The following is a 14134-nucleotide window of genomic DNA, read 5'->3' as shown; positions in this document are numbered from 1 at the left end:
TGCTTATTTATTTTAAAATCTTATGAATGTATTTATAAAAATTCCATGACCTTCGATTTTTACAATATTCCAAATTGCCCTCATTTGCATAAGCCTCCCTTTCAAAAGAAATATTTCTATATGCTAAAAATCGATGTTTGTATTGATATAACCTGTAGAAGTACTCCAACCCATACCAGATGTAGAAACCCACAATTAATAATTCCTGTTGTTGTTTTAAATGAATACGTTCATGATTAAGGAAAACAGGATCATTTTTAAGAGAAGGATGTTTTAAAACTATAAAAGGCCAGAGGCTTACTCCATTATAACCTTTTGCAAGTAAATATTTGTTCACCAATACAATCATTGGTTGAAGATAAGAATTGTATTTTTGCTATATGAGCACTTTTAATAAAAAGATCCCTTTGGAAGATGGTGATTATTACCTAACCCCTGAAGGATACAAATGTTTCACAGAGCAATACCATCTAAAGCGAGGCTATTGTTGTGAGAGCGGTTGCCGCCACTGCCCTTACGGTTATAACAAGAAAACAAATACTATATAATTTCAGATTACTGAAAGCTTTCATTAATCTTCTATAAAACACATAATACCTCTATGGATTTTAAAGAACAGATCTCACAAGGGATTCCTGATAAACTCCCAGCTGTTAAAACCTACGACCTATCAATCAATCACGCTCCCAGGCGAAAAGAAATTCTAAATTCTGAAGAAAAAAAGCTAGCACTACGAAATGCGCTTCGTTATTTTAAAGCGAAACATCATGCATCTTTGCTTCCTGAATTTAAAGAAGAATTAGATAAGTTTGGCAGGATCTATATGCATAGATTTCGACCTGATTATAAAATGTATGCCAGACCCGTAGAAGAATATCCGGGGAAATGTACCCAAGCAAAAGCTATTATGCTCATGATTCAGAATAATCTGGATCCAGCAGTAGCACAACATCCACATGAGCTAATTACCTATGGCGGGAATGGAGCGGTATTTCAGAACTGGGCACAATACCTCTTGGTGATGCAATATCTTTCTATGATGGAAGAAGACCAAACATTGGTAATATATAGTGGTCATCCTATGGGGTTATTTCCTTCCAATACCAATGCACCCCGTGTGGTCGTGACCAACGGAATGATGATTCCTAATTATTCTAAACCAGATGATTGGGAGAAATACAATGCTTTAGGAGTTACCCAATATGGACAAATGACGGCAGGTAGCTATATGTACATCGGTCCGCAAGGAATTGTGCACGGAACCACTATTACTGTCCTAAATGCAGGGAGAAAAATAGCGTCCAATAAAGAAAGTTTGGAAGGAAAACTCTTTGTAACCTCCGGACTTGGAGGCATGAGTGGTGCGCAACCCAAAGCCGGAAATATCGCCGGATGTATTACAGTATGTGCTGAAGTCAATTTGAAAGCAGTTCAAACCAGACATTCTCAAGGCTGGGTAGATGAAGTAGTAAGTGATCTAGAGAAACTGGCAGAACGAGTTACACAAGCCAAAGAATCCAAAGAAACCGTTTCTATAGCCTTTCATGGGAATATTGTAGAGGTTTGGGAATATTTTGACAGAAAGAATATTTACATAGACTTAGGAAGCGATCAAACATCTTTACACAACCCCTGGGCAGGAGGTTATTATCCTGTAGGACTTAGTTTTGAAGAAGCCAATGTAATGATGGCTAAAGAGCCAGAAAAATTTAAGGACAAAGTTCAGGAAAGTTTACGCCGACAAACAGATGCTATAAATAAACATACGCTAAAAGGAACCTATTTCTTTGATTATGGCAATGCCTTTCTTTTAGAAGCCTCGCGGGCAGGAGCTAAAATTCACTTAAACAATAAACAGGAGTTTGTATCGGCAAATAGCTTAGACCAAGAGCAAGATAAAAACGCGTGTTTTGCCTACCCTTCTTATGTACAAGATATTATGGGCCCTATGTGTTTTGACTTTGGTTTTGGCCCTTTTAGATGGGTGTGTGCATCCGGAAAAGAAGAAGATCTCAAGAAAACCGATGCCATTGCCACAAAAGTACTGGAAGAACTGAAAGCTGAAGCTCCCGAAGAAATCCAATCTCAACTTCAAGATAATATACAATGGATAAAGAGTGCCATGGAGAATAAACTGGTGGTAGGATCTAAAGCAAGAATATTATATGCCGATGCTATCGGAAGAATAGAAATTGCAAAAGCCTTTAATGATGCCATTGCTAAAGGTGAACTAGGCACGGTTGTTTTAGGTCGTGACCATCATGATGTATCCGGAACCGATTCCCCTTTTAGAGAGACCTCCAATATTTATGATGGTAGTCAATTCACTGCAGATATGGCTATTCAAAATGTGATTGGAGATAGCTTTAGAGGAGCCACCTGGGTAAGCATTCACAACGGTGGTGGAGTTGGCTGGGGAGAGGTTATAAATGGGGGATTTGGTATGGTTCTTGATGGTTCTAAGGGGTCGGAAACTCGCTTAAAATCAATGTTATACTGGGATGTGAACAATGGTTTAGCAAGACGTTCCTGGGCTCGAAATAAAGAAGCTATTTTCTCTGTTGAGCGCGCTATGGAACAAGAGCCTAAACTAAAGATCACTCTACCAAATTTAGTTGAAGATTCGCTGTTTTTAGACCTATAGACCACAAACCTTAAAACTTTAATTCTATGAAATTTCTAAAAATTACCAGTGCGCTGATTTTATTTCTTGCTGTTATGACCTCTTGCAGCACGGTGAGAGTAGCTTCCGATTACGATCAGCAAGCAGATTTCACGAAATACAGTTCTTTTGCTTTCTTCAAACCCGGAATAGATAAAGCAGAAATATCCGACCTTGATAAAAAAAGAATTTTACGAGCTATAGAGAATGAGATGCTAGCCAAAGGCTTCACAAAATCAGAAGACCCGGATCTTTTAGTAAGCATTTTCACCAAGACCAATGAAAATATCAATATCTATCAGAATAACCGATTTGGATATGGATATGGTTGGGGATGGTATCCTTGGTATTGGGGTGCGGGTGCTAATACTATAAGCACTACCAGTGAAGGTACTTTATACATAGATCTTATTGATGCAGAGGGAAAAGAACTTGTATGGCAAGGTATGGGAACAGCAGCCCTTGCAAAAGAAGTGAACCGCAAACAGGAGCGTATCAACGAGATAGTTAAAAAGATCTTAGAGAAATACCCCCCCGGCGCAGAAAAGAAATAATTAAAAGAGCACCTTCCCCACAAGGTGCTTTTTTTTAAATCTAATTAGTAAAATAAACTAGCACAACACATTAAAACCCTTTCTTCAGTTTTCCACATTTCGATTGCTATTTTGTATCTTTATAAACCTGTTAATACCGCTACACTATGTTGGAAAAAATAGAATCGAATGAAATTTTGGATAGGCTTCCGGCCCATTTAAAACAATTTATAAAACCGCAAGATTATTCAGAGTACACAGCCATCAATCAGGCAGTATGGCGCTATGTTATGCGCAAGAATGTAGATTACCTAAGCAAGGTTGCACATAGCTCTTACTTAGAGGGTTTAAAGCAAACAGGTATATCTATAGAAAGTATTCCAAACATGTATGGAATGAATAGGATTCTGAAGGAGATTGGCTGGGCTGCAGTTGCTGTAGATGGTTTTATCCCTCCTGCAGCTTTCATGGAATTTCAAGCTTATAACGTACTTGTAATTGCAAGTGATATCCGTCAGTTAGAACATATTGAATATACACCTGCGCCTGATATTATTCATGAAGGGGCAGGTCATGCTCCTATTATTGCTAATCCCGAATATGCCGAATATTTACGAAGATTTGGAGAAATTGGCTGTAAAGCAATTTCCAGCGCCAAAGATTATGAAATGTATGAAGCAATTAGACACCTATCTATCATAAAAGAGGCTGAAAACACCCCTGAAGAAGAAATTAAAAAAGCAGAAGAAAAGGTAGCGTATCTTCAAAATAATATGGGAGCCCCTAGTGAAATGGCACAAATAAGAAATTTACACTGGTGGACCGTAGAGTATGGTCTTATAGGAACTCTTGAAGACCCTAAAATATATGGTGCAGGTTTGCTTTCATCAATTGGTGAGAGCGCTTGGTGCATGACCGATAGCGTTAAAAAGATCTCGTATTCTATAGAGGCTGCGAAGCAGGAATTTGACATTACAAAACCCCAGCCGCAATTATATGTAACCCCAGATTTTGCTTACCTAAGTCAGGTTTTGGAAGAATTCGCAAATACTATGGCGCTTAGAAAGGGCGGGCTCGAAGGAATTCAAAAGCTAATTAATTCTAAAAGCCTTGGTACCATAGAGCTTAGTACCGGAATACAAATTTCAGGACATTTCACCAAGGTGATAGAACACAATAATAAAGCGGCATATTTTCAAACTACTGGAAAAACAGCGCTTTCATATAGAGAGAAAGAACTAGTAGGACACGGGACACATAACCATCCAAATGGATTTGGCTCTGCCTTAGGAAAATTAAAAGGAATCAATCTGGCTATTGAAGATATGAGTCCGCGTGATTTAAGAGCTTATGATATTTATGAAGGTGAAAATATTCGTTTTGAATTTGAGGGTGGTGTCGTTGTTCAAGGAGAAATAATAACAGGCACAAGAAATCTTCAAGGAAAGATCATATTAATAAGCTTAAAAAATTGCACAGTAACCTATAACGATGAAATACTATTCCAACCAGAATGGGGTAATTATGATCTTGCTGTAGGAAAAAATATTATCTCTGCATTTGCAGGACCGGCCGATCCACTATCTTTCGATCTAATAACTCACACTCCCTCTAGTACCACCATTAAGAGCAAGAAGACGCCGGAGCGCTTAGAACTGGAAACTTTATATAAATCGGTTAGAAATAGCCGAGAGGGTAAGGACACCAAATTTTCTTTACAAGCAGCTTTTGATCTTGTTAAGAAATATCATTCTAAAGACTGGCTTTTATCTATAGAGATCTATGAATTAGTTAAAGATACAGACGAAAATTTAACTAAGGAAGTAAAAGCTCATTTAGAAGAATTAAAATTGCGCCGACCAGATGTAGCTCATTTAATAGATGGAGGCTTACAACTTTTAGAACATCCCGTTGTTGAAAACCATTAAATTCTTTTTTTAAGCAACACGGTTCTATGCTTTCAAAAATTCAAAATTTAAGAAAGGAACTTCATCAATATCCGGAGCTTTCCGGAGAGGAAATGAATACTGCAAAGCGAATAAAAGATTTCATCATAAAAAATCATAACACCCAAATTATTGAAAATCTTGGGGGAAATGGTGTTGCCGCAGTTTATAACTTTTCCAATAATGGTTTAACCATTATAATTAGGTGCGAGTTGGATGCTTTGCCTATTCAAGAAGAAAACATTTTTAAGCACAGGTCTAAGATTTCGGGAGTATCACATAAATGTGGTCATGACGGCCATATGGCTATAGTTGCCGGGTTGATATTCTGGGTTAAAAAGCAAAACTTTCAAACAGGAAGACTTATCCTTCTATTTCAGCCTGCTGAAGAAAATGGTAAAGGCGCACAGGCTGTGCTCAACGATGAAAAATTTAAAACATTCAAGCCAGACTATATCTTTGCCCTTCACAATATTCCCGGGGAACCTTTACATTCAATTATAACAACACCCAATAATTTTTCTGCCACTGTTCAAAGTTTGATCATTTCTTTAAATGGAAAAGAATGCCACGCTTCAGAACCTGAAAAGGGAATTAATCCTGCTTTAGGAATAGCAGAACTCGTAAAGCAAATTACATCGCTAAATGTAATGAATACCGATGATCCCAATTTTTCCGTTCTAACACCAGTTCATATAAATATGGGGCAGAAATTTTATGGCATTTCTCCCGGAACAGGGGAACTACATTATACTTTGAGAACCTGGAGCGTTCCTGTCATGAATAAATTGTATGATGAACTTTCTAGAATCGTTGGGAAAATATGTAAAGATTTTTATTTAGAATATAAATTTGAAACGCTCGAATATTTTCCAACCACGATAAATTCCCCTTTCTGCAATAAACTTATCACAGAGGCTGCAAAAGTGAATAATTTTACTCTTCTTGAAAAACCGACTTCGTTTAGATTTGGAGAAGATTTTGGTTGGTTTTCCCAAAAATACAAATCGGCTATGTTTGGAATTGGCGCAGGAATAAATTCACCGGCGCTGCATCATTCCAACTATGATTTTCCCGAAGATATTATCGATACAGGAATGAAAATGTTTGAAACAATAATTAGCAAATTACTTAAATAGCAAAGTCGATCTTCAGTAACTTAATTTAATCCATTAATTTAAACAACATTCTCCCAAAAATCCTTTCAAATTATCTTAACTTTCCATGTATATAGCAAAGTAGAACATGGATGCTAACAATCAAAATAAAGGATCCTTTACCTCTAATCTTAAAGACCATAATTCTCTAAGAGAAATAAAAATGTGGTTCGATTCTTATAACGATCTTTTTTCTGATTTTGATCCTAATCCGTATTCCAATCGAGTACTCTCTGATGATTTCCTTTTCCAATTAAAAAAGGTTACCAAAACATCTACAAAAGAATCTATTAGATTAAATTTTCTCTTTCCTGATAAGCTACGAAATAACAATGATGAACAAAATATTGCTGAGCGCCTCCAAACTTTTTTTAATCTGAATAAGAACCTTTTAATACAACAACGCAAAAGAAGTATCAACAAAGGGATTAGGCTGTCTTCAATAGGCATTATTTTAATGATAATTGCCGGGTACATTTCCTTCCTTAATCCTAATAGCTTCTATATTCATTTAATTCTTATACTATTTGAACCGGCAGGATGGTTTTTGCTATGGATGGGACTGGAAAGAGTACTTAATTCTTCCGGAAAGACTAAAAAAGAACTTAGTTTTTATTCAAAAATGGCTGATACAACCATTGAATTTAGCAGTTACTAATTTTAAAAAAAAATGAATTTAAATCTATTCCATTGAAAACAGATCGATTAAATATAGAACTATATACAAAAAATGATGAACTCGAAGCATTGCAAATGTTCAGGGAGAAAGATATTTTTAAATACATACCACATCTAAACAATAAGAAAGATAAAGAGTATTTGGACTTTTTAAGCTTAAAAGAAAAGCAAATTTCTGATGGTTCAGGTTTTTACTGGACCTTAAGAAGCAAGTTTAATAATGACTTTATTGGCGCAGTGAACCTCACTCCAATTATGGATACCGGTGAAATGCAAATTGGATGGGTTATAAAAAGTGAATTTCGTAAAAAAGGATTTGCTTTGGAGGCTGCACAGCAAATAATGAATTTCGCTGTAAACAGTACCGATTACCATCCCATTTACGCTTTATTCAACAAACAAAACATAGCTTCCAAAAAGATTCTTGAGAAGTTAAACTTTACACTCTTTGAAGTATTGTCATCTAAAGAAGAAACAGTTATTAAGTACGTTTATAAAAGTTAATTACAACTTAATAGCTTCCATAGCTGAGTTGCTCTCAATAGTATTCCCATTATACTCTAAAGTCCAGCCCATAGAATTAGTGAGGATATAGATTTTCTGAAGTTCACTTACCAACCTGTTTTGAGCGTTTGATTTTAATGAGGACTTTTCAATTTTCTCTTTAAGTGAAGCCTGAATACGTTTCTGAATTTTATTATAATCTTCGGCCTCGAATTGATTTAAATAATCCTGAGTAACATCATAATATTGAATATTAGGATTAATTGAAATCTCTTCCTTAGGAATGTAAGTAATACGAACAGTTTTTTTCTTAGCATCTACCTCTGTTTTCAGCTTACTAAGGTCGTAAGCTACACTAACCTTCGCATTTACCACTATCAAGGCCTTTTTTCGGGCTGAAAAAATATCTAAATAAAACCGTTTAGAGTCTTTGTATGAAAAAACCTGTGCAAAAGTGCCTTCTATAACCACTAATTTACCAACATTTTTGAGCTGCTTTTCAATAAGCTGGGTGCTTTCTTCTAACTGGTCACGCTCACTTTCCCGAGATTGATAATAGGTATAACCAAAAAACAGCAGCAGAAGTACTGCTATTAAAAGTAAGGCTCTTTTCATCGTAAAGTTTTGAACTAAGGTACAAAGGCGAAGAGGAAGTGAGAGTTAGGAAAATCTTAAAAATGTAAATGGACGGCCCCACCCGTCCATTTACTTAAATTCTAAAATCTACCCCAACAAATTTTAGAAATTTGTAATTGACTTAAAATAATAAACGATTAAACCCTTAATATCTCAGTTTCAATTCCATTATAAATGTACAAAAAATATGTTTTCAACATATGAATTTTGAACATTAATTTATTCTTACCAGAATGTTAATCAATTATTTAAGATGCAATAACCAAAATAAAATTAACGTTTTCACGTATGATTTACCAATTAAAAAACTATTCTAATACGAATCCTATATTATAGAAAATATAAGATTTTTAGTTAAAATTGAATATGAGAGTATTCGTTTTGGAGTTTTTCAATTTTTATTTGAAGATCATCTAAAAATTTTTGATGAGCTGTAGAAGTTTCATTGAAAGCTTTGTGTGAGAGTCCACGTTGAATGGTTTCAACTTTTTTAAGAGTATTGGTGGCCGTTTGAGAAAACCAGATTTCAATAAATTTCTCCCATATGTAATTAATGGCAACAACATTGGGATGAAGCAAATCTTCTGCATAAAATCTATAATCCCGTAAATCGTCCATCATTATTTCATAAGATGGGAAATAATGTAGGTGCTTTACATTTCCTTCGGTATTTACCACTTGGTGAATAGCTGCAATGAGATGTGCTTTACTTAACTGGTTTTCCACTATCCCATCTTTGAGATGTCTTACGGGAGAGACTGTAAAAATAACAGTTATTTCAGGATTTAGTTTCTGCACTGCTTCTAGTAACAAATTTAAAGAAGTGATGATTTGATCTATTTTCAACAGCTTCTTGTTAAAATGTTTTTGCGGAAACTTATGGCAATTCGCAACAGATTCGTTATTCTCAATAAGCTCATAATACCAGGCTGTTCCTAAAGTAATTATAAGATGAGAAGCAGTTTTCAAATATTTTAAAGCGTTTCCCAAATTGGCATTTAAACACTCTAATAATTGGTTCTTATCTGAATTGCTCAGCTCGGAATGTGCGTCAAAACAGTGCCATCGCTCGTTATGAAAAAAGATATCATCTTCAGTATACCTTTCTTCATTAACAGCCTTCAGAATAAACTTTGAAATAGCCAAAGGATGATACAGAATACCGAAGGGATTTCTACGATTTCGCAACTTATAATAATCCAGTTTCTCCCCTATATTCTCCACAAAGCAAGAACCCAAAAGCAAGATATCTGACTGATATCCTATTTTTGGGCTTTTTTCCTGTAATGGTATTTGAGTTCTAAATTCCATCTTTTAAACCTGATTAAAATTTCCTGCTAAAATCTGGAGAAGTTACCTATTCTATTATTGAATATATTGTTTTGCATTTTCCAGGGCTTCTTCAATTCCGCCAGGATTCTTTCCACCAGCTGTGGCATAAAAAGCCTGTCCGCCTCCTCCACCTTGAATATATTTTCCAAGTTCTCTTACTACTTTTCCGGCATTAAGGTCTTTATTAGCAACAAGTTCTTTAGAAATATAACAAGATAAAATCGCTTTCCCTTCCTGCTCTGTAGCAAATAATAAGAATAGATTATCAGCCGTTTCCCCAAGTTGAAAAGATAGATCCTTTAAACCCCCAGCATCAAGATCTACTTTCTTTGCTAGAAATTGAATCCCGTTAATGCTCGTGATCTCAGCCTTTAATTCTTCCTTTAGATTCTTAGCCTTATCTTTCAATAAAATTTCCAATTGCTTCTTTAGACCAGCATTCTCATCTTGCAAGTTTTGAATAGATCTAACCGGATCTTTAGCGTTTTTCAATTCAGCTTTAACAGCATCCAGAGTAGTAATTTGGTCATCAAAAAATGCCTTTACAGCATCTCCGGTAATCGCTTCTATACGGCGTATTCCGGCGGCTACAGCTCCTTCAGAGACAATTTTAAAATACCATATCTCTCCTGTGTTTTTTACATGTGTTCCACCGCAAAGTTCCTTAGAGTCTCCAAATTGAATAGCGCGTACCTTATCTCCGTATTTTTCTCCAAATAATGCCATTACTCCCTGGTCTAATGCATCCTGAAATGCCAAACTACGTTGCTCATTTATAGCAATTTGATCTCCAATCTTAGTATTAACAAATGCTTCAACTTGATTTAACTCTTCGGATGTAAGCTTGCTGAAATGGGAAAAATCAAATCTTAAGTACTCACTATTTACCATAGACCCCTTTTGTTCTACATGAGTGCCCAAGATACTTCTTAGGGCCTGATGTAATAAATGGGTAGCCGAATGATTGGCTTGTGTTTGTTTGCGTTTATCCGCATTTACTACAGCCTTGAAAGCTACCGACAGGTCCTGCGGCAAAGTTTTAGAAAAGTGTATGATAAGGTTATTTTCCTTTTTGGTATTAAGGATTTTGATCTTTTCACCACTTTCAGAAATTAGCACCCCTTTATCTCCTACCTGTCCACCACCTTCAGGGTAAAATGGGGTTTTATCTAATACCAACTGGTACATTTCACCTTCTTTCTTACCTTCAACTTTTCTGTATCTGGTAATTTTAACGGCGGCTTCTAAATGATCGTAACCTATAAAGTTCTCAGCTTCTTCCTCCCCAATTACTTGCCAGTCTCCGGCAGTAATTACGGAAGCTGCTCTGGATCTGTCTTTTTGTTGTTGAAGTTCGGCATTGAATTCTTTTTCATTCAAATCTAAACCGCGCTCCCGTAAAATAAGAGCGGTAAGATCTATAGGAAACCCAAATGTATCATACAACTCAAAAGCCTTTTGGCCTGAAATGGTATTGCCCTGAGCTTTTTCAATAATATTTTCAAGTAGAACAAGTCCTTGATCTAAAGTACGTAAGAATGACTGTTCTTCTTCTTTGATAACATTTTCGCAAAGGTTTTGCTGAGCTTTTAGCTCCGGGAAAGCTTCTCCCATTTGCTGACTAAGAGTTGCAACAAGTTTATAAATAAACGGTTCTTTTGTATCTAAAAATGTAAAACCGTATCTAATAGCTCTCCTTAAGATCCTTCTAATAACATAACCTGCACCCGTATTCGAAGGCAATTGCCCATCGGCAATACTAAAGGCAACGGCTCTAACATGATCGGCAATTACACGAATGGCAATATCAGTCTTTTCAGAAACACCATATTTTGAATTGGTAACTTTTTCAATTTGGCTGATAAGCGGTGTAAATACATCGGTATCGTAATTAGATTTTTTATCCTGTAACACCATACAAAGACGCTCAAAGCCCATTCCTGTATCTACATGCTGCGCTGGAAGTTTTTCTAAAGAACCATCGGCTTTACGGTTGTATTCCATAAATACGAGATTCCATATTTCTACTACCTGAGGATGATCGGCATTTACCAGATCTCTACCCGAAATTTTTGCTTTTTCTTCTTCCGTACGTAAATCCACATGAATTTCAGAACTTGGTCCGCACGGACCTTGATCCCCCATTTCCCAGAAGTTATCTTTCTTATTTCCGAAGATGATCTTATTTTCAGGAACAATCTTTTTCCAAAGATCATAAGCTTCCTGATCCATTCCCAACTTATCGCTATCGGTACTTCCTTCAAAAACCGAAACGTAAAGAATATCTTTATCTATCTTAAAAACCTCTGTTAGAAGTTCCCATGCCCAGTGAATAGCTTCAGTTTTAAAATAATCTCCAAAGCTCCAATTCCCTAACATCTCGAACATGGTATGATGGTAGGTATCCATTCCCACTTCTTCCAAATCGTTATGTTTTCCGCTTACTCGCAAACATTTTTGAGTATCTGTAGCTCGGGAAAATTTTGGCACGGTATTTCCAAGAAAATATTCCTTAAATTGGTTCATTCCAGCATTGGTAAACATCAAGGTTGGATCGTCCTTTATCACCATAGGTGCAGACGGAACAATAGTATGTGATTTTGATTTGAAAAATTCTAGGAATTGTGAACGGATCTCTTGAGATTTCATATAGCCAAAAAAGGTCTAAAAATTATTAAATTATGTGGGTGAGAAAACAATTTTTATATTTGTTCGTTTCTCAGTACCAGTTGCAAGATTTTTGCAGCATTATACCCGCAAAAATAGCATATTTTTAATTTATGTCGAAGGTTAAATATTATTACGATAGTGACACGCTTTCTTATAAAAAGATAGAGCGTAAAAAAGGTAGAAAATTAGGTATTGCTTTTGTAAGTGTACTTGGTGCTTTTCTTGCCGGATTCATCCTGTTATTGATCTATTTGAACCTGCCGCAAATAGAGACTCCCAAGGAAATGGCCCTAAAAAGGGAACTTCAGAACATGCAGTTGCAGTATGCTATTCTCAACAAAAAAATGGATCAAATCCAGAATGTACTTGCCAATGTAGAAGATAGAGATAATAACATATATAGATTATACTTTGAATCAAACCCTATTCCCGAAGAACAAAGAAAAGCGGGTTTTGGAGGTATAAACCGCTATAAGAATCTTGAAGGTTATGATAACTCTAAATTGATTGTTGAGACCAACAAAAGAATGGATATTTTGAGTAAGCAAATTGTTGTACAATCCAGATCACTAGACGAGATAACCGATCTAGCAAAAGAAAAGGAAAGTTTATTGGCAGCAATACCAGCTATTCAACCTGTAAAAAACGAAAATTTGAAGAGAATCGCCTCTGGTTACGGGTGGAGGAGTGACCCTTTTACCAAGGTGAAAAAATTCCATTATGGAATGGATTTCACAGCACCTAGAGGTACTCCTGTATATGCAACGGGAGATGGCCGTGTTGAAAGAGCTGATAACCGTTCTACAGGATATGGTAATCATATTAGAATAGATCACGGCTATGGCTATACAAGTTTATTTGGCCATTTATACAAATACAATGTTCGTGTAGGCCAGAAAGTAAAAAGAGGAGATGTTATTGGGTTTGTGGGAAGCACCGGAAGATCGGAAGCACCACATTTACATTACGAAATTTTTAAGGATGGGGAGCGCATTAACCCTATCAATTTCTACTATGGAAATCTTTCTCCTGAGGAATTTGATCTTGTCTTAACCAAAGCACAACAAGAAAACCAATCATTAGATTAATGCATATCAACCTACCCGAGAAACGATATTATGCAATAGGCGAAGTAGCTGAAGCATTTGGGGTTAACACCTCCCTGATCCGGTTTTGGGAAAAGGAATTCGACGTTTTGCAACCTAAAAAAAATGCAAAAGGAAATAGATTGTTCACCCCTCAGGATATCAAGAATTTGGAACTAATCTTCCATCTTGTAAAAGAACGCGGTTTCACCCTTGAAGGAGCAAAAATCCATTTAAAAGAGGAAAAGAAGAAAACTCTCACTAACTTTGAAATAATTCGAAAACTGCAAAGTGTAAAAGCAGAACTAACTAACATTAAAAACCAACTATAATATGAAAAAGTGGCTCATTCCGTTAATTGTAATTGTTGTATTAGGTGTTATTGCCTATTCCAGTTTGAAAGGATTCAATAATAAAGCGGTCGTTAAACAAGAAGATGCAAAACTCTCATGGTCTAACGTCGAAAGTTCCTACCAGAGAAGGAATGATCTAATTGGAAACTTAGTTAAAACTGTGCAAGGAGCTGCAGATTTTGAAAGAGGAACTCTAACAGATGTTATTGAAGCAAGAGCGAAAGCAACCCAGGTAACTGTAGATCCGGCAAATATCACTCCGGAGCAAATGGCGCAATTTCAACAAGCACAAAGCGGAGTTTCCGGAGCCTTATCCAGATTATTGGTAAGTGTAGAAAGATATCCTGATTTAAAGGCTAATCAAAACTTCCTTCAGTTACAATCTCAATTAGAAGGAACTGAGAATAGGATTAATGTTGCCAGAGATCGTTATAACGAGTCGGTTACAGATTATAATAAATACATAAGGATATTTCCTAATACTATTTTTGCAGGTTGGTTTGGATTCGATCCAATGGTGAGATATGAAGCAGATGCAGGATCGGAAAATGCTCCTGATGTAGATTTTGATTTTTAAA

14 protein-coding genes are annotated in these 14134 nt (G+C 36.0%); 10 read left to right on the top strand and 4 right to left on the bottom strand.

Features of this window, described 5'->3' with window-relative positions; genetic code table 11:
* Positions 1 to 7: 7 nt before the first annotated feature.
* Positions 8 to 337, bottom strand: coding sequence for a hypothetical protein (locus L1I30_RS05995; RefSeq protein ID WP_308444049.1), 330 nt, complete (start codon positions 335 to 337; stop codon positions 8 to 10).
* 43 nt (positions 338 to 380) lie between these two features.
* On the opposite strand from L1I30_RS05995, the gene L1I30_RS05990 reads away from it, so the two are divergent.
* The 7 genes from L1I30_RS05990 (at position 381) to L1I30_RS05960 (ending at position 7480) form a co-directional block, all read left to right on the top strand.
* Positions 381 to 548 (top strand): C1orf53 family protein, encoded by a 168-nt coding sequence (locus L1I30_RS05990; RefSeq protein ID WP_236133358.1) that lies wholly within the window; start codon positions 381 to 383, stop codon positions 546 to 548.
* 53 nt (positions 549 to 601) lie between these two features.
* Complete coding sequence (hutU, locus tag L1I30_RS05985; RefSeq protein WP_236133357.1) at positions 602 to 2644, top strand: urocanate hydratase; 2043 nt, start codon at positions 602 to 604, stop codon at positions 2642 to 2644.
* Between the two features lie 26 nt (positions 2645 to 2670).
* Positions 2671 to 3216 carry a DUF4136 domain-containing protein gene (locus L1I30_RS05980; protein ID WP_236133356.1) on the top strand — a complete coding sequence of 182 codons (546 nt, stop codon included), beginning with the start codon at positions 2671 to 2673 and terminating at the stop codon, positions 3214 to 3216.
* Positions 3217 to 3362: 146 nt separating this feature from the next.
* Positions 3363 to 5123 (top strand): aromatic amino acid hydroxylase, encoded by a 1761-nt coding sequence (locus tag L1I30_RS05975; RefSeq protein WP_236133355.1) that lies wholly within the window; start codon positions 3363 to 3365, stop codon positions 5121 to 5123.
* 26 nt (positions 5124 to 5149) lie between these two features.
* Positions 5150 to 6280 (top strand): amidohydrolase, encoded by a 1131-nt coding sequence (locus L1I30_RS05970; protein ID WP_236133354.1) that lies wholly within the window; start codon positions 5150 to 5152, stop codon positions 6278 to 6280.
* 106 nt (positions 6281 to 6386) lie between these two features.
* A complete protein-coding gene (locus L1I30_RS05965) occupies positions 6387 to 6956 on the top strand; it encodes a hypothetical protein (RefSeq protein WP_236133353.1) in 570 nt (189 codons plus the stop codon).
* Positions 6957 to 6988: 32 nt separating this feature from the next.
* The gene (locus L1I30_RS05960) at positions 6989 to 7480 is read left to right on the top strand and encodes a GNAT family N-acetyltransferase (RefSeq protein WP_236133352.1); all 492 of its coding nucleotides are present in this window, start codon (positions 6989 to 6991) and stop codon (positions 7478 to 7480) included.
* Here L1I30_RS05960 and L1I30_RS05955 read toward each other — a convergent pair whose 3' ends face one another.
* The 3 genes from L1I30_RS05955 to alaS form a co-directional block, all read right to left on the bottom strand.
* Positions 7481 to 8095: a DUF4230 domain-containing protein gene (locus L1I30_RS05955; protein WP_236133351.1), complete on the bottom strand. Its 615-nt coding sequence runs from the start codon at positions 8093 to 8095 to the stop codon at positions 7481 to 7483.
* 375 nt (positions 8096 to 8470) lie between these two features.
* Positions 8471 to 9427 (bottom strand): GSCFA domain-containing protein, encoded by a 957-nt coding sequence (locus tag L1I30_RS05950; RefSeq protein WP_236133350.1) that lies wholly within the window; start codon positions 9425 to 9427, stop codon positions 8471 to 8473.
* Between the two features lie 54 nt (positions 9428 to 9481).
* Positions 9482 to 12097, bottom strand: a complete 2616-nt coding sequence (gene alaS / locus L1I30_RS05945) for an alanine--tRNA ligase (protein ID WP_236133349.1) — start codon at positions 12095 to 12097, stop codon at positions 9482 to 9484.
* Between the two features lie 131 nt (positions 12098 to 12228).
* Between alaS and L1I30_RS05940 the strand changes: the two genes are divergently transcribed.
* Genes L1I30_RS05940 through L1I30_RS05930 form a run of 3 tightly spaced genes read left to right on the top strand, consistent with a single transcriptional unit; the run spans position 12229 to position 14133 of the window.
* Complete coding sequence (locus tag L1I30_RS05940; protein ID WP_236133348.1) at positions 12229 to 13206, top strand: M23 family metallopeptidase; 978 nt, start codon at positions 12229 to 12231, stop codon at positions 13204 to 13206.
* Entirely contained in the window at positions 13206 to 13535 is a 330-nt protein-coding gene (locus L1I30_RS05935; RefSeq protein ID WP_236133347.1) for a MerR family transcriptional regulator, read from the top strand. Before L1I30_RS05940 ends, L1I30_RS05935 begins: the two co-directional genes overlap by 1 nt.
* A gap of 1 nt (position 13536) precedes the next feature.
* A complete protein-coding gene (locus tag L1I30_RS05930) occupies positions 13537 to 14133 on the top strand; it encodes a LemA family protein (RefSeq protein ID WP_236133346.1) in 597 nt (198 codons plus the stop codon).
* Position 14134 lies beyond the last annotated feature (1 nt).

Origin of the sequence: Gillisia lutea (assembly GCF_021568705.1) — a bacterium.
Lineage (GTDB): Bacteria > Bacteroidota > Bacteroidia > Flavobacteriales > Flavobacteriaceae > Gillisia > Gillisia lutea.
The sequence above is the reverse complement of the archived record's forward strand: the minus strand, read 5'-3'. Positions and strand labels throughout refer to the sequence as shown.

Bases quoted from the DNA above. Each gene is read 5' to 3' on its own strand.
- L1I30_RS05990 (WP_236133358.1), top strand. From the start codon at position 381: ATGAGCACTTTTAATAAAAAGATCCCTTTGGAAGATGGTGATTATTAC.
- hutU (WP_236133357.1), top strand. From the start codon at position 602: ATGGATTTTAAAGAACAGATCTCACAAGGGATTCCTGATAAACTCCCA.
- L1I30_RS05980 (WP_236133356.1), top strand. From the start codon at position 2,671: ATGAAATTTCTAAAAATTACCAGTGCGCTGATTTTATTTCTTGCTGTT.
- L1I30_RS05975 (WP_236133355.1), top strand. From the start codon at position 3,363: ATGTTGGAAAAAATAGAATCGAATGAAATTTTGGATAGGCTTCCGGCC.
- L1I30_RS05970 (WP_236133354.1), top strand. From the start codon at position 5,150: ATGCTTTCAAAAATTCAAAATTTAAGAAAGGAACTTCATCAATATCCG.
- L1I30_RS05965 (WP_236133353.1), top strand. From the start codon at position 6,387: ATGGATGCTAACAATCAAAATAAAGGATCCTTTACCTCTAATCTTAAA.
- L1I30_RS05955 (WP_236133351.1), bottom strand. From the start codon at position 8,095: ATGAAAAGAGCCTTACTTTTAATAGCAGTACTTCTGCTGCTGTTTTTT.
- L1I30_RS05950 (WP_236133350.1), bottom strand. From the start codon at position 9,427: ATGGAATTTAGAACTCAAATACCATTACAGGAAAAAAGCCCAAAAATA.
- alaS (WP_236133349.1), bottom strand. From the start codon at position 12,097: ATGAAATCTCAAGAGATCCGTTCACAATTCCTAGAATTTTTCAAATCA.
- L1I30_RS05940 (WP_236133348.1), top strand. From the start codon at position 12,229: ATGTCGAAGGTTAAATATTATTACGATAGTGACACGCTTTCTTATAAA.
- L1I30_RS05935 (WP_236133347.1), top strand. From the start codon at position 13,206: ATGCATATCAACCTACCCGAGAAACGATATTATGCAATAGGCGAAGTA.
- L1I30_RS05930 (WP_236133346.1), top strand. From the start codon at position 13,537: ATGAAAAAGTGGCTCATTCCGTTAATTGTAATTGTTGTATTAGGTGTT.